Consider the following 18649-nt stretch of genomic DNA (forward strand, 5'->3'; position numbering starts at 1 on the left):
TAGTTTGTCCCGCCCGATGAGGCCATGGCGCCCAGATTCACTCAGGCCTCACGGGCAGCGAACCGGATACGCGCCTGCGTACCCGGCTCGCGAAAGTGAACGGAGCCCCCGAAGGGGCCCCGCGTAGCGATCAGGCCTTACTGACCCAGCACGCGGACGCGCTGCTGAACGTAGAAGCCGTCCGATTTGTTGATCCACGATGCGGAGGTCGCCAGGCTCTCCTCGAAGGAGGTGCGGATCTTTGCGAACAGTTCGTCGTTCATGTTCTCGTCCATGACCTCTTTGGAGGCCGCGCCGAAGGCATCCCACACGTCGTCGGAGAACTGCAGCGTCTTCACGCCCTGCGCCTGCAGGCGTGCCAGCGCGGCACCGTTGTTCGCCAGCGTTTCGGCCAGCTGGTAGTGCGTGGTCGCCATGGAGGCGTACTGCAGGATCGACTTGTGCTGGTCCGACAGTTCGTTCCAGACGTCGAGGTTGACGTTTGCCGACAGCGCCGAACCCGGCTCATGGAAACCTGCGGTGTAGTAGATCTTCGCGACTTCCTGGAAGCCCGCGCGCTCGTCCGCCAGCGGGCCGACCCACTCGAGGCCGTCCAGCGCGCCCGAGGACAGCGCCTGATAGAGTTCACCGCCGGGAATGTTCTGAACCGAAGCGCCGAGCTTGCCCAGAACCTGACCGCCAAGGCCTGGCATGCGGAACTTCAGGCCGTTGAAGTCGTCAGCCGTCTTGATCTCGTTGCGGAACCAGCCGCCGGATTGCGAACCGGAGTTGCCCGCCATCAGGCCCTTCAGGTTGAAGATCGCGCCCAGCTCGTCGTGCAGGTCCTGACCACCGCCATGGTAGTACCAGTTCACCATTTCCTGCGCGGTGCCGCCAAAGGGCACGGCGGTGAAATAGGCAAAGCCCGGGTGCTGGCCAATGAAGTAGTAGTCGGCGGCATGATACATGTCCGCCTGGCCCGAGGACACGGCGTCGAACACTTCGAACGCCCCCACCAGTTCGCCCGGCGCCTTCAGGTCGATGGTCAGGTCGCCGCCGGACAGCTCGCCAACGAATTTCACCAGATATTGTGCGGCATCATCAAGCACGGCAAAGCCGCGCGGCCACGAGGTGACCATGGTCAGGGTCCGCTTGCCCTGTGCGTAGACCGGCGCCGCCAGAGTCGATGCAGCAGCTGCGCCCGCGCCCACCGTCGAGGCGCGCAGGAAAGAACGACGATCCATATGGAATCCTCCCAGATTCTCGTTTTGTGCGCAAAGCTCCCCACCTTGCGCAATTCCTTGAAAGTGCACGCACCCTAGGACCCGGTTTCAGGGTTGGGAATACCCACTGATACGGAGTTGGACAGAATCTTTAACACACCCCCGCTGCAGCGCAGCGCAGCTTTTTGCCTCTGGGTTGGGCGCTTGGTTGACGTGATCAACCGTGCCGCGCATCGCGTTTGTCTACCGCGTTGCGTGTACTAAAATGTCCCACGGCGCGCATCCACTCCGATACCATCACGAGGCCCGTGGTCACCAGCCGACCACCACCGGACCCGCCCCCCCCCGAAGGAAGTGACCAATTTCGCATACCATCAATTTCGCATAAATTCCACCAATCCGGCAGCACCCTGCTTCACAACGGACCAATCCCGCAGGGAAAACTGCGGGCCAGCGCACAGAACCCCGCATTTGCCCTTGCCAGCACCGTCCGCTTTGTTTTTCTGGCCCCATGCCGCGCCTTCGCCTCTCTTATGCGCAGAAGCTCTTTCTTCTCGCCTCCGTCCCTCTGATCCTTGCTGTCACGGCCATCGCCGGGCTGGTGGCCGTGCAGGCACGCACGTTGGCTGAACGGGAGATACAGGGGCTCGAAACGCAACTGATCGAGGCCAAGAAACGCGAACTGCGCAATTACGTCACGCAGGCCCGCAACGGTTTCTACTTCATCTACGGTTCCGCTGCACCCGACGACGCGGCGGCAAAAAAGCAGGTGATGCAGATCCTGTCGGCAATGATCTATGGCGAGGAAGGGTTCTTCTTCGTTTACGACTACGACGGGCGAAACCTGGTCTCCCCGCGCCAGACGGATCTGATCAATACCGATCAATGGGCGCTGCGCGACAGCGATGACAAGGCCGTGGTGCAGGAGTTCATCGCCACCGCCCGCGCCGGCGCGGGCTATGTCGATCACCTATGGCCGAAACCCTCCACCGGCGAGGAAGCCCGGATGATCACCTATGTCACCTCCTTCCCGTCATGGCGGTGGGCGGTGGGCACCGGGGTCTTCATCGACGACGTTCTGTTGACCGTGGCGGAGGCCCGCGCCGAAGTGGAGGCCCGCGTGCAGCGCACGTTCCTCTGGATCGGGGCCATTACGCTTGCCGCGCTGCTCATGGTCTTCTTGTCCGGCCTCGGTATGAACATTCGCGAACGGCGCCTTGCGGATGCCAAGCTGAAGGAACTGACCCAGCGCGTGCTAGACGCACAGGAAGAAGAGCGCGGCCGCGTCGCGCGCGAACTGCACGACGGCATCAGCCAGATCCTCGTCGGCGTGAAATACGCGCTCGACATCGCGCGGCGCAGGCTGGCAGCGGGCGATCCACGCGCACTGGACACGCTGGAAAAGGGCGCCGGCAACCTCGGCCAGGCGATTCAGGAGGTCCGCCGCATTTCCCGGGATCTGCGACCCGGCGTGTTGGACGATCTCGGCCTCGGTCCCGCGCTGAAAGCACTCACCGACGACTTTCGGACCCGCACCGGCATCGCCACCCGATTCGAGACCGTTGTCTTCCGCAATCGTCTGGACCAGGACGCGAAGATCGCGCTCTACCGCATCGCTCAGGAGGCGCTGACCAACATCGAGCGCCATTCCGGCGCCACGGAGGTGGAGATCGACCTGCGCGGCCATCGCTCCGGCGCGACGCTGCGGATCACCGACAATGGCTGTGGGCTGGAACCGGCGACCGGGAAAAGCCCGAAGCAGGGCATCGGCCTGCGCAATATGCAGGAACGCATGGATCAGCTGGGCGGGACGCTGCGTGTGCTTTCCTCTCGCACTGGAACCGTGGTAGAGGCGCAGGTCCCGCTTACCCACCTGCTCCCCCCCGAGGAAGGCAGCCCGCGCAACAGGAGTCTGAAGGCATGACCCGAGTCGTCATCGTGGACGATCACCCGCTCGTCGCCGAGGGCATCGAGGCCATCCTCGAAAGTTATGACGATATCGAGGTCGCCGCCACGCTTTGCGACGGGCAGGCGATGATCGACCGGCTGGACGAACTCGCCCCCGACGTCATCCTGATGGACCTGAACATGCCGGGGCTGGGCGGATTGTCGGCCACCGAGATGATCCTTGAACGCGCGCCCGAAACCCGAATCCTCGTGCTGTCGATGCACGACACGCCGGAGTATGTCTCGACCGCACTGTCGCATGGCGCGCGCGGCTACGTGTTGAAGGACGTGCCCACCGAAGAGATCAAGCACGCGATCGACGCGGTGATGCGCGGCGAGCGTTACCTTTGTACCGGCGCCACCGGGGCGCTGACGCCGATCAATACCGGCGGCCGTGACCCGCTGACCACGCGCGAACAGACCGTGCTGCTGCAACTGGCGCAGGGCAGATCCAACAAGGAGGTGGCCATCACGCTCGACATCTCCGTGCGAACGGTCGAAACCCACCGCAAGAACATCAAGCGCAAGCTGGGCATCGCCACCACCGCCGGACTGACCCGTTACGCGCTGGAACACGGTGTCTTGCAGGGTACAGGCGTTAATTTCTGACCGTGCCCGTTCGCAAAAAAGAGCGGCTCCCGAAGGAGCCGCCGAGCCGTGCCTTGGGTCTTCTTGGGTCTTGTCGAGGATCAGAGATCGATAACCGTCTGAGTGATGTCCAGCTCTGTCTGGTCAGCGCGGGACGGAACGGGTGGCGGGATGGACGTGACATCGGGCCAGGCCACGGGCACCACAATTCCGGAGGTTGCCACAGCGCCTGCAATGTCGGGGTCGGCCTTGGGAACACCGCCCAACATCAGCGCCGCGCCAATCAGGCCGACAAGGGCTGCCGCCTTGCAAAGCGTGAAATCGCGGTAAAAGATATTGCGTGTCATTCCTTCGCCCTCCCAGGCGACCTCTGCGGCACGCTGTTCATGCGCTGCCGTAAAGGCACCCTTCAGGAAATACCTTTTACGATCAACTCACATAATCGCGTGGGAGTATTGCAAAACCTTCGCGCGAACCCGATGATCGGGGACCAAACACCTGATTTCAGATCACTTTCCCGTAACCGAGGCCGCGAAGCCTGCACGGGCTTGCACAGGTTTTGCGCAGGATTCCGCCACGAACCGTTTCCACTTCCGGCACAATCTCGCCGAAAGGTCCCGCCAAACCGGCACAAGGGCATCGACGAAAATTGCCGTGCGGCCCCATCTGACGCAACAAATGAAAAAAATATCTCCGGTTTCTGCCCGATCCGGCCCTTTCCCGTGTTGACGCTTGCGGCTGCCCCGCCTAAGTTGCCCGCGCATTCAAGGAGCACCCTTCATGAACACGCTAGTCGTAGTCGTAGGAGAAAGGCGCATGGGCCGGTAACGGAACCCTATGAGGACCCCATGCGCCCCCGTCACCCGACCGGGGGCTTTTTTATGCGCGAGAGAACGGGCGGCAGCGCCCTCAGTGTCAAGATCGGAGACAGTTATGACACGTCAGATGACCGGAGCGAAAATGGTGGTCCAGGCCCTCAAGGATCAGGGCGTGGAAGTCGTATTCGGCTACCCGGGCGGCGCCGTGCTACCGATCTATGACGAGATCTTTCAGCAGAACGAGATTCAGCACGTCCTCGTCCGGCACGAACAGGGCGCGGTGCACATGGCCGAGGGCTACGCGCGCTCGACCGGCAAACCCGGCGTGGTTCTCGTGACCTCCGGTCCCGGTGCCACAAACGCGGTGACCGGCCTGACGGATGCGCTGATGGACTCGATCCCGCTGGTGGTTCTCACCGGGCAGGTGCCGACCTTCATGATCGGATCCGACGCCTTCCAGGAGGCAGACACCGTCGGCATCACCCGCCCCTGCACCAAGCACAACTGGCTGGTGAAGGAGACCGAGGCCCTGTCGAAGACCATCCATGAGGCCTTCCACGTCGCCACCGCTGGTCGCCCAGGCCCGGTTCTGGTGGACATTCCGAAGGATGTGCAGTTCGCCTCTGCCGCCTACCAGCCGAAACCGGCGGTCTCGACCCGGCATTACCAGCCGCAGGTCAAGGGCGACATGGAGATGATCGAGGACCTCGTGGAGGCGATCGAAACCTCGCGCCGTCCGGTGTTCTATACCGGCGGCGGCGTCATCAACTCCGGCCCGGCGGCTTCTCAACTGCTGCGCGAACTCGTGGAGGCGACCGGCTTCCCCATCACCTCCACACTCATGGGCCTCGGCGCTTACCCCGCGTCCGGGAAGCACTGGCTGGGAATGCTGGGGATGCACGGCCTCTACGAGGCCAACCTCGCCATGCACGGCTGCGATCTGATGATCAACCTCGGCGCCCGTTTCGACGACCGCATCACCGGCCGCATCGACGCCTTCAGCCCGGACAGCCGCAAGGTGCACGTGGACATCGACCCATCGTCCATCAACAAGGTGGTGAAGACCGACATACCCATCGTCGGTGACATCGCCCACGTGCTGGAGGATGTTCTTGCGCTCTGGAAATCGCGCGGCCGCAAGGTCAATCGCGAAGCGGTGGACAAGTGGTGGCAGCAGATCGAAGAGTGGAAAAAGGTCGATTGCCTGTCCTACAAGGGCTCCGATACCGTCATCAAACCGCAGTACGCGCTTGAGCGGCTCGAGGCGCTGACCAAGGGCATGGACCGCTATATCTGCACCGAGGTGGGCCAGCACCAGATGTGGGCAGCGCAGTACCTCGGCTTCGAGGACCCGAACCGTTGGATGACGTCCGGCGGGCTCGGCACCATGGGTTACGGCTTCCCGGCCTCCATCGGCGTGCAGATGGCGCACCGCGATGCGCTGGTGATCAACGTCGCCGGAGAGGCGTCGTGGCTGATGAACATGCAGGAACTGGGAACTGCGAAGCAGTTCGAATTGCCGGTCAAGCAGTTTATCCTCAACAACGAACGCCTCGGCATGGTGCGCCAGTGGCAGCAGCTGCTGCACGGCGAGCGTTACTCGCACTCCTGGTCGGAATCGCTGCCCGATTTCGTCATGCTGGCCGAGGCCTTCGGCTGCAAGGGCATCCAGTGCAAGGACCCGAAAGACCTCGACGATGCGATCATGGAGATGATCCGCTACGACGGCCCGGTGGTCTTCGACTGCCTGGTGGAAAAGCACGAAAACTGCTTCCCCATGATCCCCTCGGGCGAGCCGCACAACAAGATGTTGCTGGGCGACGTCAACGCCACCAATGCCATCGCAGGCAAGGGCGCGGTGCTGGTGTGATCGCTCGCAGGGGGTGTCTTGCCCCCTGCCCTCATGAATTCCCGACGGTCGCCAAGCGCCGCCAAACAAACAGGGTCATCCCATGTCCGCTTTGAAAATCAAAAAAGGCTCCTCGAAGCACTCTGCCTACAACCTCCGTCCGAATTTCTCGGACGTGACCGAAACCCACACCATCGCGGTACTGGTTGAAAACGAACCCGGCGTGCTGGCGCGGGTGATCGGTCTGTTCTCCGGCCGGGGCTACAACATCGAAAGCCTCACCGTCGCGGAGGTGGACCACCAGGGCCATCTATCGCGCATCACCATCGTCACAAAGGGCACCCCCCAGGTTATCGAGCAGATCAAGGCGCAGCTGGGGCGCATCGTCCCTGTCCGCGACGTGCACGATCTCACGGTCGAGGGCCCCTCCGTCGAGCGGGAACTGGCGCTGCTGAAGGTCTCGGGCGCCGGTGACAAGCGCGTGGAAGCTTTGCGGCTGGCCGATATCTTCCGCGCTCAGGTGGTGGATTCAACGCTTGAAAGCTTCGTCTTCCAGTTGACTGGCACGCCGGACAAGATCGACGCCTTTGCCGATCTCATGCGCCCGCTCGGACTGCGCGAAATCGCCCGCACAGGCGTCGCCGCTCTGGCCCGCGGCGCCTGATTCCACAGGTGCCTCGCGCGGCCAGTCGCCGCCCCATGACATCCGGTCCACGCCACTGAATGGCGAGCCGAGCGATTGATCGCAATAGAAAAGCCCCCGGGTTGATGACGGTGCCATTCATGACCGGGGGCTTTAACATGGGTGCGGTCATTCCTCCCGCAGGCCGAGGCGCCGGCGCCTCGAACGCAACGTCCCCCGAGCTTTTACCGAGCAAGTCTTCTCTAGATCGGTGGTCGGCTGCCAGTCGGAATTCTCGCCATCGGGTTGATTTTTGTGACGCATCCCGGCACGGTTTGACTCTGAAAAGCATCAGCACTGACGCCAACTAGAGACAGCTATTGACCGATCTCGCCAAGCCGCCCGTTTGCACCTCTCGGCCCCGGAAAGCGGTTGCCCCGGAACCGGCCGCTCCGGCCCGGTCACTGGCGCGATCACAGGCGCGGTCACCCTGCCCGGCAGAACTTCGCAGCATGTTTGGCGCGAACCTGCGGCAGTTGTCGCAAACGGCCGTCTCCATCTCCGCGCTCTGCCGGGAGCTCGGAGTAAATCGCACGCAGTACAACCGTTACCTCGCCGGGGAAAGTTTTCCTCGCCCCGACGTACTCCACCGAATTTGCAGCTATTTCGGCGTCGACGCCCGCATCCTTCTGGAGCCTGTCGACGAGATCACACAAAAGCCGGCTGCTGCGGCGCTGAACCCGGCGGTGGCCGACTACTTCGACGGCGCGCTGCGCCCGGTGTCCGAAGAAATCCTGCCCTCCGGCTTCTACCGGTTCTCGCGGCGGTCGTTCTCCGACGAAAGACGTTTCGTTCAAGGGGTGACCTACACGTTCCGCACCGACGGTGGCACGGTGGTCAGAGGGTTCGAGGCGAAAGCAGCCATGGCGGCTCAGGGCCTGCCTGCCACGGCCACCATGCGTGAGTTTCGCGGCGCGGTCTTGCCGCAGGAAGACGGCCTCGGCATCCTGATCAGCCGCCGTGGCACGGTCAGCAACACCTTCACCTACCTCACCCGCGTGCCGACCTTCGAGAACAACTACTGGACCGGCTATGTCGCGCGCTCCGTCCGCGAGGGCATCGCCGGGCGCCGTGTGGAACGCATGGTCTATGAATACCTCGGGCGCGACTTGTTGCGGGTGCTGCCCGTGGCGCGCGCTTCCGGCCTGGTATCGGAGGAGGACCTCCTGCCGTACCATCGCACGCTTCTGAAGATCGGCGAACCCTTCTCCTGAGGGCGTGCCTCAGCGCATTGCCAGCGCTCCTGCGGGCGAGGTTCGGCCGCGCTGTGTGCCGTAGGCCAGCAGGTCGTACAGGTGCCAGGTCGCGTGGCCAAGAACCGGCAATATGACCATCAGTCCCAGGAACCCGGGCAGCATCCCGACGAATGTTGACCCAGCGATAAATGCGCCCCACCCGAACATCCGTAGCGGTTCCCGCTGGACGTAGCCAAAGGACGTGATCATGGCGGTGACAAAGTCGATTTCCCTATCCAGCAGCATGGGCAGCGCAAGCACCGTTATCATGAAAAGCAGGGCCGCGAACCCCGCGCCTGCCACCGTCCCGACCGCGAGCATCGCCAACCCATTGGCAGTAAGAAAGACATCATAGCTCGACGAGACGTTGGTCATGGTCGATAGCCCGAGAAACAGCGCAAAGATCATGTGCGCGAAGAAGAACCAGAACAGGAAAATGACGAGGATCACCGCCGACATCGAGGGGAGCTGGCGCTTCGATTGCCGCAGGATGACAGACAGGATCTTCGTCCAGTCGAGCGTCCGTCCTTCCTCCAGCCGCCGGCTGACATCATAGAACCCGGTGGCGGCAAAGGGCCCGATCAGCGGAAAACCGATGGCGGCAAAGACCAGCCAGTAGCTCTGCCCCGTGGCCAAGGTGATCCAGACCATCAGCCATCCGCCCAGCACCCAAGGCCCCGCCAGCGCCAGCGCGAAACCCGGTGCACGGGTCAGGTCGCGCCAACCGCGCCGGAGCGCCTCGGCCAGCATGGCCGTCGAAACGGGCCCTAGCTCCGGCGCGCCGTGTTCCGGCGTGTGATCCTGCGTCATGCCTGCCCTCTCCGTAACGCTTGCCCGGTCCGGCTTTCCCGGTGACATTCAATAGACCGGATATTTTCCGTTCAGGTCAACATGCTTGAGTGACAGCTCCAATGCGCCGCATCAAGAAAGCCGGTCGCGCTGGTCCTCCATGCGCAAATTACGACTTTAGGAGCGGTCACGCCCCGTGATGGAGCAAGCGCTCCGAAACGGGGAAACGCCATTTTTTCAAGTAAAAACATATACGTCATAAGAAAATTTCATATTCATCTCTCGTGTCGCCTCCCCCCCCCTTTCGGCGTTGCCGCGGCCAATGCCAATGCGTCCTTAGAAATTAAGAATCGCCAGAATCCTGGCGCCGCGTCATCCTGAAGATCACTGAAACCGGTCTTGAAGGAGGATAGACCCATGGCATGGACCACCCCGAAGATCCGCGAAATCGAGTGCGGCATGGAAATCAACATGTACGGCCCGGAGCACGACGAAGAGCGCGAAGTCCTGTTCTGAAGCCAGCGGCGTGCGGGATACCACCATGGCGTTTCGCACGCACATCCTCGGGGCAGCAGCCGGTGGCGGGCTGCCCCAGTGGAATTGCGGCTGCCCGAATTGCGCGGCCGCACGCGCCGGACAGATCCCGGCCCAGACGCAATCCTCGCTCGCCGTCACCGGCGACGGTGAAACCTGGGCGATCCTGAATGCCTCGCCCGACATACGGGGGCAACTGGCCGACGCCACGCCCCTGCGTCCCACCGGCCTGCGCAATCTGCCGCTGTCTTCGGTGCTGGTAACGAATGGAGACATCGACCACGTGGCAGGTCTGTTGACCCTGCGTGAGATGCAACCCTTCACGCTGTTTGCCACCGAAACGATTCACGAAGTTCTGCGTGCCAACCCGATCTTCGAGGCGCTGAACCCTACCGTGGTTACACGTCGCCCGATCGCGCTCGACCGGCCCTTCGACCTCGCGCCTGGCCTGTCGGCCACGCTGTTCGCCGTACCGGGCAAGGTGCCGCTTTATATGGAGAGCGAAACGGTAGAGACGCGGCTTCTGGGTGAAAACACCGTGGGCGTCGATCTCCGCGCGCAGGGCAAGCGGATATTCTACATCCCCGGCTGCGCCTGCCTGAATGACGACCTGCGCGCCCGTATCAAGGGCGCGGATGTGCTGTTCTTCGATGGCACGCTCTGGCGTGATGACGAGATGATCCGGGAAGGACTGGGCCAGAAGACCGGCGCCCGAATGGGGCATATGTCCATGAGCGGCCCGGACGGTTCGCTTAACGCCTTCGGAGGCCTGGATATCGCCCGCCGCGTCTACGTCCACATGAACAACACCAACCCGGTGCTGCGCCCGGATTCGCCCGAACGGGCCGAGGCTGAGGCCGCCGGGTGGACCATCGGAACCGACGGCATGGAGGTGATCCCGTGAACCAGAACCAGAAGCCTGCCGCCTCGCGCGAAGACTTCGAAGCCCGCCTGCGTCGCATCGGCGCGGAGCGCTACCACGACAAGCACCCCTTCCATCACCGCCTGCATGGCGGCCAGTGTACCCCCGACGAGGTGCGGGCCTGGGTCATCAATCGCTACTACTACCAGCATTCCATCCCGATGAAGGACGCAGCCTTCATGTCCCGTGTCGAGGACCCTGACCTGCGCCGGGCCTGGCGCTCGCGCATCGAGGACCACGACGGCACAGATACCAACGAGGGCGGCATCAAGCGTTGGCTTCGGCTGGCGCAGGCGGTGGGGCTGGACCCGGCCTACGTACAGTCGCGTGCCGGCATCATGCCCGCGACGAAATTCGCCGTCGATGCCTACGTCCGCTTCGTCCGGGACAAGACCCTGCTCGAGGCGGTTGCCGCCTCTCTGACCGAACTCTTTGCCCCCGCGATCCACGCCAACCGCATCGAAGGCCTGCTGCAGCATTACGATTTCGCTGACGATTCGTCTCTGAGCTACTTCCAGAACCGTCTGAAGGAGGCGCCGAAGGATGTGGCCTTCGGCCTGCAATGGGTTCTGGATCACGGCGACACCGCGGAAAAGCAGGACATGGCCGCCGCCGCGCTCGAGTTCAAGACAGACGTGCTCTGGGCTCAGCTGGACGCACTCTGGAATGGCTACGTCGAAGGCCGCATGCCGCCGGGCGCGTGGCGACCGGGCGAGGGCCTGCTGCTGGCAAAGGCGTCATGATTGACGGCGGCGCCATCCCCACGCTGCCACGCGGCGTTCGCGTCCACTTCGACCGGGTGCGCGATACCTGGGTGCTGCTGGCACCCGAGCGCACGGTGACGCTGGACGGGATCGGCCATGCCATCCTGTCCGAGGTCGACGGTGCACGCAGCTTCGATCAGATCACCACGACGCTGGCAGAGAAATATCAGGCGCCCCATGCCCAGATCGCGAAGGACAGCGCCGCCTTCCTGAAGACATTGGCCGACCGCCGTTTCCTTGACCTGACGGAGGCCCACGGATGACCCCGACCCCTGTGACCAGTCCCCCGCCCCCCATCGCCATGCTGGCAGAGCTGACACACCGCTGCCCGCTTTCTTGTCCCTATTGCTCAAATCCGGCGCAGATGGCCCGTATCGACGCCGAACTCGACACCGACACCTGGGCGCGCGTCTTCCGCGAGGCGGCCGACCTTGGCGTCTTGCAACTGCACCTGTCGGGGGGCGAACCGGCCTCCCGCCGCGACCTGACGCAACTGATCCATGCGGCCCGCGGTGCAGGGCTTTATACCAATCTGATCACCTCCGGGATAGGCCTGACCGAACGCCGCCTGCGCGAGATGGACGAAGCCGGGCTCGATCATATCCAATTATCGCTTCAGGGCACCACGCCCGAGATGGCTGACGAGATCGGCGGCTACCGCGGCGGCTTTGACCGCAAGATGATGGTGGCGGGCTGGATCAAGGAGATCGGATTCCCCCTGACATTGAACGCCGTGCTGCACCGCAAGAACCTGCACCAGTTGCCCCGCGCGCTGGAAATCGCACAGGAAATGGGTGCCCGCCGGATCGAAGTCGCCACCGTGCAGTTCCATGGCTGGGCGCTGAAAAACCGCGATGCGCTGATGCCCACGCGCGAACAGAACCGGGAGGCCACGCGCATCGTGTTGGAGGCCCGCGAACGGCTCAAAGGCACTTTGGTGATCGACTACGTGCCCGCCGACTACCACGAGGAGTACCCCAAACGCTGTATGGGCGGCTGGGGACAGGCCGGGCTGAACGTTGCGCCCGACGGGCAGGTTCTGCCCTGCCACGCGGCGCAGACCATCCCGCACTTGCGTTTCGAGAACGTCCGCGACAGCGCCCTGCACCACATCTGGTACGATAGTGCGGCCTTCAACGCCTATCGCGGCACGGACTGGATGCCAGAGCCTTGCGCATCCTGCGATCGCAAGCTGAAGGACTTTGGCGGCTGCCGGTGTCAGGCGATGGCCCTGTTGGGCGATCCGAACGCCACTGACCCGGTTTGCGTGAAGTCGCCGCATCACATCGACCTCCAGGCGCGCGCCGACGCCCACGCCGCCGCCGATGCGCCGCTGGTCTACCGCCCGCAGCCGCCCAAGGTCTCCGAACCTGCCGAATAAAGCGGCAGCCGCCCTGATCGGGACATTCCCCCGCCGCGCCTCACTCACCTATCAAGGTTTTCTTTACCTACGCCCGCGATCCTCTACCTTAGGGTGTAGGAGGAGAGCAGCATATGATAAGGGACCGCAACCCGATCCGGCGCGGTGACGACGGACGGATTCGACACATCGACGTGCCCGCATTGATGCAAAGCCCGGATGGTTTTGCCCGCCTGCGTTCGGCACTCGAAGAATTGGGGGAACGCCTGCCCGACCGCGAAATCCACGACGAACCGCCATGGCTTATCGCCCCTGAAACCAGCCGCGACTGCGTGCTGTGGAAGGTCCGGCGCGGCGCCGCCGCGCTACGGGGCTTCACCGACTGGTACCGCACACAGGCCCCGGACCGGCGGCGGTGCTTTCGCGAACGCTACCCCGAACCCCGCAACTGGGCGGGCTTCTACGACAGTCTGGCCTGACGATAGCGGGGCCGGACTGCCCGGCTTCATCGTTCGACCTGACCGGCCTCGCCGCCGGACAGTTCTTCTTCTTTGGTTCTGAAAATACCTCGGGGGGTCCGGGGGGCAGCGCCCCCTGGCGTGCCGCAGGCTCCCCAGCCCATCGAACGGATCAGTCCTCGCCGCGCGCGTCCGCCCGGCTCTTGCCAGCAACCTGCAATGCCAGCGTCGCTTCCATGAAGGGATCGAGGTCGCCGTCTAGAACGCCCTGCGTGTCGGCTGTTTCGTACTGCGTGCGCAGGTCTTTTACCATCTGGTAGGGCTGGAGGACATAGGATCGGATCTGATTGCCCCAACCCGCATCGCCCTTGGCCTCGTGCAGCGCGTTAACCTCCGCGTTGCGGCGATCCAGCTCCAACTGATAAAGCCGCGATTTCAGCGCCTTCATGGCGATGTCGCGGTTCTGGTGCTGCGATTTCTCCGAAGAGGTCACCACGATGCCGGTCGGCTGGTGGGTAATCCGTACAGCCGAGTCGGTGGTATTCACGTGCTGTCCGCCCGCGCCGGAGGATCGGAACGTGTCGATACGGATATCGGCGGGGTTCACCGTAACCTCGATATTGTCGTCGATCACCGGGTAAGCACCCACGGCGGCAAAGGAAGTTTCCCGTGTACCCTTGCCAAAGGGCGAAATCCGCACAAGCCGATGCGTGCCCGATTCCGACTTCAACCAACCATAGGCGTTCTTGCCCTTGATCTGGTAGGTGGCCGACTTGATGCCCGCCTCGGCGCCCGCCTGCTCTTCCTGGAGCTCGACTTCGAAGCCGCGCTTTTCCGCCCAGCGGACGTACATCCGTGCCAGCATGTTGGCCCAGTCGCAGGCCTCAGTACCGCCCGCACCTGCCTTGATCTCGAGGAAGGCGTCGTTGCCATCGGTCTCGCCATCGAGCAGCGCCTCAAGCTCCTTCTTGGCGGCGGTTTCCACCAGCGCCTTCAGCGCTGTCTCGGCCTCCGCCACGACGCTCTCGTCGTCCTCCATTTCGCCCAACTCGATCAACTCGACGTTGTCCGACAACTCCTGGGTCAGAGAGGTGTAGGTCTCCATCGCGTCGACCAGGCCCTGACGCTCGCGCATCAGCTTCTGGGCGGCCGCCGGATCGTCCCACAGGTTCGGGTCCTCGACGCGGGCATTGAACTCCTCTAGCCGGAACTGCGCGGTTTCCCAGCCCAGCCGCTGCTTGAGCAGGTCGAGCGACTTCTGGATCTTCTCGACAGTGTTCTGGGCTTCGGCACGCATGATGGACTCCTCGGACGTTCAGGCCCCGCGTGATAACAAGGGCGGGTCAGACGGGCAAGGGACCATGGAGGTCGCGCGCGCCGGCCATGTTGCGCCGAAAACCGGTTCCGGCGCGGCCCCCTTGGCGTGGGTTTTCAGTCCGCCCTCAATACAGGCCACCGGATGACAGCGTGCCGAAACCCGCCTTCGGACCGACCACGGCCTTCTTGCCGGTGGAGGTGGTGACTTCCTTGGCGATGGATCCGCCATCGGGCTGGATCAGGTCGAAGCTTCCGGAGATGGCAAAGCCACCGTCCAGTTGCACGCCCCAGATACCGTTCAGCAGGTCGTCCTCGCGGAAGCACTCGGCCACCACATTGGGACCCGACGCGCCCTCGCCCAGCCGCGCACCGGAGAAACGGTCGATGTTCACGAAGTTGCAGGTTTCCGGCACCTTGAAGGGACCGCCGCCATACTTCTTGACCGCCTTCTTCATGAACTGTTCGAAGACCGGGCCGCAGAACCCGCCGCCAGAGGCTCCACGTCCCAACGATCGCGGCGTGTCGTACCCCATGTAGCAGCCCGCCACCACGTTGGAGGTGAAACCGACGAACCACACGTCCTTGGCGTCGTTGGTGGTGCCAGTCTTGCCAGCCGTCGGCACGTCGAGGTGGACAGACCGCGAGGCCGTGCCCCGTTCCACCACGCCCTGCATCATCGAGGTCAGCTGATAGGCCGTGATGGGGTCCATGACCCGTTCGCGTTCATTGACGATGCGCGGGCTGCGCCCCGGGGGGAGGTTCGGATCATAGCAATCGGTGCAGACGCGCCGGTTCCCCGGTGCCGCGTCGTGACTGTAGACCGTGTTGCCATAACGGTCCTGCACGCGGTCGACCAGCGTCGGCTGCACGCGCTCGCCGCCATTCGCGAACATGGCGTAGGCCGCGACCATCTTGAACAGGGTGGTTTCATCCGCGCCAAGCGCGTTGGCCAGTACCCGCCCCATGTTGTCGTAGACGCCGAACTTTTCCGCGTAGTCGGCCACCACGTCCATGCCGACCTCCTGTGCGAGGCGGATCGTCATCAGGTTGCGCGACTGTTCGATGCCGGTGCGCAGCGGCGTCGGCCCGTAGTACTTGTTCGACGCGTTCTTCGGTCGCCAGACGCCCTGCGGTGTGTCGATCTCGATCGGCGCGTCTACGACAATGGTGGCGGGGGTGTAGCCGGAATCCAGAGCCGAGGCATAGACGAAGGGCTTGAACGACGACCCCGGTTGCCGCCGCGCCTGCGTCGCGCGGTTGAAAACGGAGTGCTGATAGCTGAAACCGCCCTGCATGGCGATCACCTGACCGGTGTTCACGTCCATCGCCATGAAACCGCCCTGGATCTGCGGCACCTGCCTAAGGGTCCAGCGGATGAAATCGCCGGACGCATCCTCTGTCATGGCGCGGACGTGGACCACCTCGCCCGCTTCGAAATTGTCCTTCAGCGAACCCTTGAACCAGTCGGTGTCCGACCGCGGCACTTCCATCCCGCGCTGATCGTCCAGCGCCACATCCTCGATGCCGATCAGCAGCGCGTTCTCCCGGACTTCGCGCACCACCGCGGGATACCAGCGGCTCTCGAGGTCGATGTCGCGGGCCACGCGCACATCGGCCAACGCCGCGCGCCATGCGCCTTCGTCGGACAGCGTGGCGGGGTCGATGCTTTTGCCGGTGCCGCGCCAGCGGCCCAGCCCGCGGTCATAGCGTTCCAGCGCGGCCTGCAGGGCATGTGCCGCTTCGGTCTGCATCTCCGGGTCGAGCGTCGCACGCACCACGTAGCCACCGGAAAAGAATTGGTCCTCCCCGAAGTCGCGGCTCAATTGCCGACGGATTTCATCGGTGAAGTAGTCGCGCGGCGGAAGTGCATCGGCATAGGGAGCGAAGTCTTCGTTCTGGACGGATCGCAGCGGCTGCGCCACCTCGTGTTCAAAAGTCGTCTGATCAATATAGCCGTTTTCCATCATCTCCTTGAGGACGAAGTCGCGGCGCTGGGTCAGGCGCTCCTTGCGGCGCACCGGATGGTAATCGGACGGTGCCTTCGGCATGGAGGCCAGCATCGCGGCCTCATGCGGTTCCAGCTCCGACAGGGTCTTGTTGAAATAGGTCTGTGCGGCGGCTGTCACCCCGTAGGAGTTCTGACCGAGGAAGATCTCGTTCAGGTACAGTTCCAGGATCTTGTCCTTCGACAGGGCCTCCTCGACGCGGGAAGCGAGGATGATTTCCTTGATCTTGCGCTCCACCTTGCGGTCGCCGGAGAGCAGGAAGTTCTTCATTACCTGCTGCGTGATCGTCGAGGCACCGCGCACGTCGCCGCCGCCAGACCGCGCCGCCTGAAGCGCTGCCGCGAGGATGCCGCGCACGTCGTACCCCTTGTGGGTGTAAAAGTTCTTGTCCTCCGCCGAAATAAAGGCGTTCTTGATCAGATCCGGAATCTCGTTCGCGGGAGTGAAGAGGCGGCGTTCCTGCGCGAATTCGTCGATCACGCGACCCTCGCGCGAATAGATCCGGCTGATCGTCGGCGGCGTGTATTGCGCCAGATGTTCGTGGCTGGGCAGGTCGCGGCCATACATCCAGAAAACCGCGCCGATGGTCAGCGCGATCATCATCACACCCATGGTCACCATGGCGAAGATGCCGCCGAAGAAGGAGAAGATGAACCGCGTCACGCAAGTCCCCGTTGTTGTCAGCCCGAGCCTATCACCGCCGCCTTAACGGTTTTACCCGTGGCGGTCAAAACACATCCCAACCCGGCTGCGCGCCACCCCGCTCAAGGATGTTCCCCTCAGATAGCGCGCTTTGCCGGTCGTCCAGTTCCGCCATCCCGTTTCAGACTTGCCGGCCAGCGGGATCTGCGACGCGAAGGCATCCCCCCGGACCGGGCATCGTCCCTTGTCCCGACGGGGTCCCGGCGCGGCCTCTCCGCCGCAGCAGGCGTCACTTTCTTCGTAGCCGCGAAAGGGCCTTGTCCTCGATTCCCCAGGCCGCAAGGCCGTCGCGGATACCCGCTGCCATGCCCGCGCGCCACGCCGGGTCCTGTAGCCTGCGCAAATCGTTCTGCGACGACAGGAAACCCAGTTCGATCAGGATCGACGGGATATCCGCCGACTTGAGTACGGAAAACGCGGCCTCGCGCAGCGGGTCCTTGTGTGCGGCCCCGAGTGCGTCGCTGATACCCGTCACGACATGCCGCGCCATCAGACGACTGCGCGGCCCGTTGTCGAGCCTCGCGAGATCCAACAGGACCTGTGCCACCCGATCATCCGACCCGGTCAGGTCGATGCCCGCGAGGATGTCATCGCGGTCGTGGCGCTCCGCAAGTGCCGCCGAGGCCGCGTCCGACGCATCGCCTGCCAGCGTGTAGACCGCAGCGCCATGCGCGTTCCCTTCCTCCAGCGCGTCCGCGTGAAGCGAAATGAACAGATCCGCACCCGCCGCGTGCGCCGCCGCCACCCGTCCTTCGAGCGAGACGAAGGCATCCGCGTTGCGCGTCAGGACCACCTCGTAATTGCCCGATCGCAACAGCACGTCACGCAGCTCGCGGGCGAACTGTAGCACGAGGTCGGCTTCCTTCACCCCCGCGCGTTGTGCGCCGGGGTCGATGCCACCATGTCCGGGGTCCAGCACGACCACCAGCGGGGCGCCGGGCGCCCTCGGCTTGGGTTGCACGGCCTGCGGCTTTGGCAAGGTCCAGTTCGGGTCCACGGGCACGCCCGCCCGGGCGCGGAACCCCGCGTCGTCCACCTCCTGAAGCGTCAGGCGCAGCTTGGCCGCTCCGCCGTCAGGGGGTACGGCAAGGCTCGCCTCGTCCACCGCCAGCGGTCCCGCCAGTTCCGCCACCAGACGCGACCAACCGGGCCGAAAGCTGCCAACCCGCACCGATTTCACACGCTCGCTGGCGTCAAGCGCGGTCGGCGTGGCACCGGTCCAGTCGACCTCGCGGAAGTCCACCACCAACCGGTAGGGGTCCGCCACGGTAAAGACGCGCCATGGGACGCCCTGCGAGATCGACAGCTCCAGTTCAGTCCCGCCAAACCGGCGGTCGACAAACCCGCCGCCGGCATAGCGCGCAAGGCCCGAGCTTTCGCGCGGCCCCTCCTGGGCGACCGTTGGCGCGGCGCAGATCATCATGCAAAGAAAGACGATTGTTCTGGTCATGGCTGCTCGTGGTCCCGTTTGCCGGT

Annotated in this window: 17 protein-coding genes; 11 read left to right on the top strand and 6 right to left on the bottom strand. The window is 63.8% G+C overall.

The features are described from left to right. Positions 1–137: 137 nt before the first annotated feature. Positions 138–1223, bottom strand: a complete 1086-nt coding sequence (locus J5474_RS10095; RefSeq protein WP_209360790.1) for a TRAP transporter substrate-binding protein — start codon at positions 1221–1223, stop codon at positions 138–140. Positions 1224–1713: 490 nt separating this feature from the next. Here J5474_RS10095 and J5474_RS10100 point away from each other — a divergent pair, with 490 nt between their 5' ends. Beyond that, positions 1714–3126 (top strand): cache domain-containing protein, encoded by a 1413-nt coding sequence (locus tag J5474_RS10100; RefSeq protein WP_209360791.1) that lies wholly within the window; start codon positions 1714–1716, stop codon positions 3124–3126. Next, the gene (locus J5474_RS10105; protein WP_209360792.1) at positions 3123–3758 is read left to right on the top strand and encodes a response regulator transcription factor; all 636 of its coding nucleotides are present in this window, start codon (positions 3123–3125) and stop codon (positions 3756–3758) included. Before J5474_RS10100 ends, J5474_RS10105 begins: the two co-directional genes overlap by 4 nt. Before the next feature lie 80 nt (positions 3759–3838). On the opposite strand, the gene J5474_RS10110 is transcribed toward J5474_RS10105, so the two are convergent. Then, entirely contained in the window at positions 3839–4084 is a 246-nt protein-coding gene (locus tag J5474_RS10110; RefSeq protein ID WP_209360793.1) for a hypothetical protein, read from the bottom strand. Positions 4085–4670: 586 nt separating this feature from the next. Here J5474_RS10110 and J5474_RS10115 point away from each other — a divergent pair. From J5474_RS10115 to J5474_RS10125, 3 genes are all read left to right on the top strand, one after another. Further along, the gene (locus J5474_RS10115; RefSeq protein ID WP_209360794.1) at positions 4671–6425 is read left to right on the top strand and encodes an acetolactate synthase 3 large subunit; all 1755 of its coding nucleotides are present in this window, start codon (positions 4671–4673) and stop codon (positions 6423–6425) included. A gap of 82 nt (positions 6426–6507) precedes the next feature. Continuing rightward, the gene (gene ilvN / locus J5474_RS10120; RefSeq protein WP_209360795.1) at positions 6508–7068 is read left to right on the top strand and encodes an acetolactate synthase small subunit; all 561 of its coding nucleotides are present in this window, start codon (positions 6508–6510) and stop codon (positions 7066–7068) included. 470 nt (positions 7069–7538) lie between these two features. Further along, positions 7539–8300, top strand: coding sequence for a helix-turn-helix domain-containing protein (locus tag J5474_RS10125; RefSeq protein ID WP_209360796.1), 762 nt, complete (start codon positions 7539–7541; stop codon positions 8298–8300). A 9-nt stretch (positions 8301–8309) separates the two neighbouring features. Here J5474_RS10125 and J5474_RS10130 read toward each other — a convergent pair whose 3' ends face one another. Beyond that, on the bottom strand, positions 8310–9131 hold the full coding sequence (locus J5474_RS10130) for a DUF2189 domain-containing protein (RefSeq protein WP_209360797.1): 822 nt from the start codon (positions 9129–9131) through the stop codon (positions 8310–8312). A 396-nt stretch (positions 9132–9527) separates the two neighbouring features. Here J5474_RS10130 and pqqA point away from each other — a divergent pair, with 396 nt between their 5' ends. The 6 genes from pqqA (at position 9528) to J5474_RS10160 (ending at position 13169) form a co-directional block, all read left to right on the top strand. Continuing rightward, positions 9528–9626 (top strand): pyrroloquinoline quinone precursor peptide PqqA, encoded by a 99-nt coding sequence (pqqA, locus tag J5474_RS10135; protein WP_209360798.1) that lies wholly within the window; start codon positions 9528–9530, stop codon positions 9624–9626. A 25-nt stretch (positions 9627–9651) separates the two neighbouring features. Continuing rightward, positions 9652–10548 carry a pyrroloquinoline quinone biosynthesis protein PqqB gene (gene pqqB / locus J5474_RS10140; protein ID WP_209360799.1) on the top strand — a complete coding sequence of 299 codons (897 nt, stop codon included), beginning with the start codon at positions 9652–9654 and terminating at the stop codon, positions 10546–10548. Further along, complete coding sequence (gene pqqC / locus J5474_RS10145) at positions 10545–11309, top strand: pyrroloquinoline-quinone synthase PqqC (RefSeq protein ID WP_209360800.1); 765 nt, start codon at positions 10545–10547, stop codon at positions 11307–11309. The genes pqqB and pqqC overlap by 4 nt, the downstream gene beginning before the upstream one ends. Then, entirely contained in the window at positions 11306–11593 is a 288-nt protein-coding gene (gene pqqD, locus J5474_RS10150) for a pyrroloquinoline quinone biosynthesis peptide chaperone PqqD (protein WP_209360801.1), read from the top strand. The genes pqqC and pqqD overlap by 4 nt, the downstream gene beginning before the upstream one ends. Next, a complete protein-coding gene (gene pqqE, locus J5474_RS10155) occupies positions 11590–12711 on the top strand; it encodes a pyrroloquinoline quinone biosynthesis protein PqqE (RefSeq protein ID WP_209360802.1) in 1122 nt (373 codons plus the stop codon). Before pqqD ends, pqqE begins: the two co-directional genes overlap by 4 nt. Before the next feature lie 113 nt (positions 12712–12824). Then, the gene (locus tag J5474_RS10160) at positions 12825–13169 is read left to right on the top strand and encodes a hypothetical protein (protein ID WP_209360803.1); all 345 of its coding nucleotides are present in this window, start codon (positions 12825–12827) and stop codon (positions 13167–13169) included. A 151-nt stretch (positions 13170–13320) separates the two neighbouring features. Here the strand turns inward: J5474_RS10160 and prfB are convergent, their stop codons facing one another. The 3 genes from prfB to J5474_RS10175 all read right to left on the bottom strand — a co-directional run bounded on the left by prfB (position 13321) and on the right by J5474_RS10175 (position 18623). Then, entirely contained in the window at positions 13321–14445 is a 1125-nt protein-coding gene (gene prfB, locus J5474_RS10165) for a peptide chain release factor 2 (protein WP_209360804.1), read from the bottom strand. 145 nt (positions 14446–14590) lie between these two features. Then, positions 14591–17134, bottom strand: a complete 2544-nt coding sequence (locus J5474_RS10170) for a penicillin-binding protein 1A (protein ID WP_209360805.1) — start codon at positions 17132–17134, stop codon at positions 14591–14593. 268 nt (positions 17135–17402) lie between these two features. Further along, complete coding sequence (locus tag J5474_RS10175) at positions 17403–18623, bottom strand: N-acetylmuramoyl-L-alanine amidase (protein WP_209360806.1); 1221 nt, start codon at positions 18621–18623, stop codon at positions 17403–17405. Between the last annotated feature and the right edge of the window lie 26 nt (positions 18624–18649).

The sequence above is a fragment of the Sagittula salina genome, assembly GCF_017813235.1.
GTDB classification, from domain to species: Bacteria; Pseudomonadota; Alphaproteobacteria; order Rhodobacterales; family Rhodobacteraceae; genus Sagittula; species Sagittula salina.

What these genes read in the sequence shown, in the direction of transcription:
- J5474_RS10100 (WP_209360791.1), top strand. Translation starts at nt 1,714, where the DNA reads ATGCCGCGCCTTCGCCTCTCTTATGCGCAGAAGCTCTTTCTTCTCGCC.
- ilvN (WP_209360795.1), top strand. Translation starts at nt 6,508, where the DNA reads ATGTCCGCTTTGAAAATCAAAAAAGGCTCCTCGAAGCACTCTGCCTAC.
- J5474_RS10115 (WP_209360794.1), top strand. Translation starts at nt 4,671, where the DNA reads ATGACACGTCAGATGACCGGAGCGAAAATGGTGGTCCAGGCCCTCAAG.
- pqqD (WP_209360801.1), top strand. Translation starts at nt 11,306, where the DNA reads ATGATTGACGGCGGCGCCATCCCCACGCTGCCACGCGGCGTTCGCGTC.
- J5474_RS10130 (WP_209360797.1), bottom strand. Translation starts at nt 9,131, where the DNA reads ATGACGCAGGATCACACGCCGGAACACGGCGCGCCGGAGCTAGGGCCC.
- J5474_RS10175 (WP_209360806.1), bottom strand. Translation starts at nt 18,623, where the DNA reads ATGACCAGAACAATCGTCTTTCTTTGCATGATGATCTGCGCCGCGCCA.
- J5474_RS10095 (WP_209360790.1), bottom strand. Translation starts at nt 1,223, where the DNA reads ATGGATCGTCGTTCTTTCCTGCGCGCCTCGACGGTGGGCGCGGGCGCA.
- J5474_RS10110 (WP_209360793.1), bottom strand. Translation starts at nt 4,084, where the DNA reads ATGACACGCAATATCTTTTACCGCGATTTCACGCTTTGCAAGGCGGCA.
- prfB (WP_209360804.1), bottom strand. Translation starts at nt 14,445, where the DNA reads ATGCGTGCCGAAGCCCAGAACACTGTCGAGAAGATCCAGAAGTCGCTC.
- pqqA (WP_209360798.1), top strand. Translation starts at nt 9,528, where the DNA reads ATGGCATGGACCACCCCGAAGATCCGCGAAATCGAGTGCGGCATGGAA.
- pqqB (WP_209360799.1), top strand. Translation starts at nt 9,652, where the DNA reads ATGGCGTTTCGCACGCACATCCTCGGGGCAGCAGCCGGTGGCGGGCTG.
- pqqE (WP_209360802.1), top strand. Translation starts at nt 11,590, where the DNA reads ATGACCCCGACCCCTGTGACCAGTCCCCCGCCCCCCATCGCCATGCTG.
- J5474_RS10105 (WP_209360792.1), top strand. Translation starts at nt 3,123, where the DNA reads ATGACCCGAGTCGTCATCGTGGACGATCACCCGCTCGTCGCCGAGGGC.
- J5474_RS10160 (WP_209360803.1), top strand. Translation starts at nt 12,825, where the DNA reads ATGATAAGGGACCGCAACCCGATCCGGCGCGGTGACGACGGACGGATT.
- J5474_RS10125 (WP_209360796.1), top strand. Translation starts at nt 7,539, where the DNA reads ATGTTTGGCGCGAACCTGCGGCAGTTGTCGCAAACGGCCGTCTCCATC.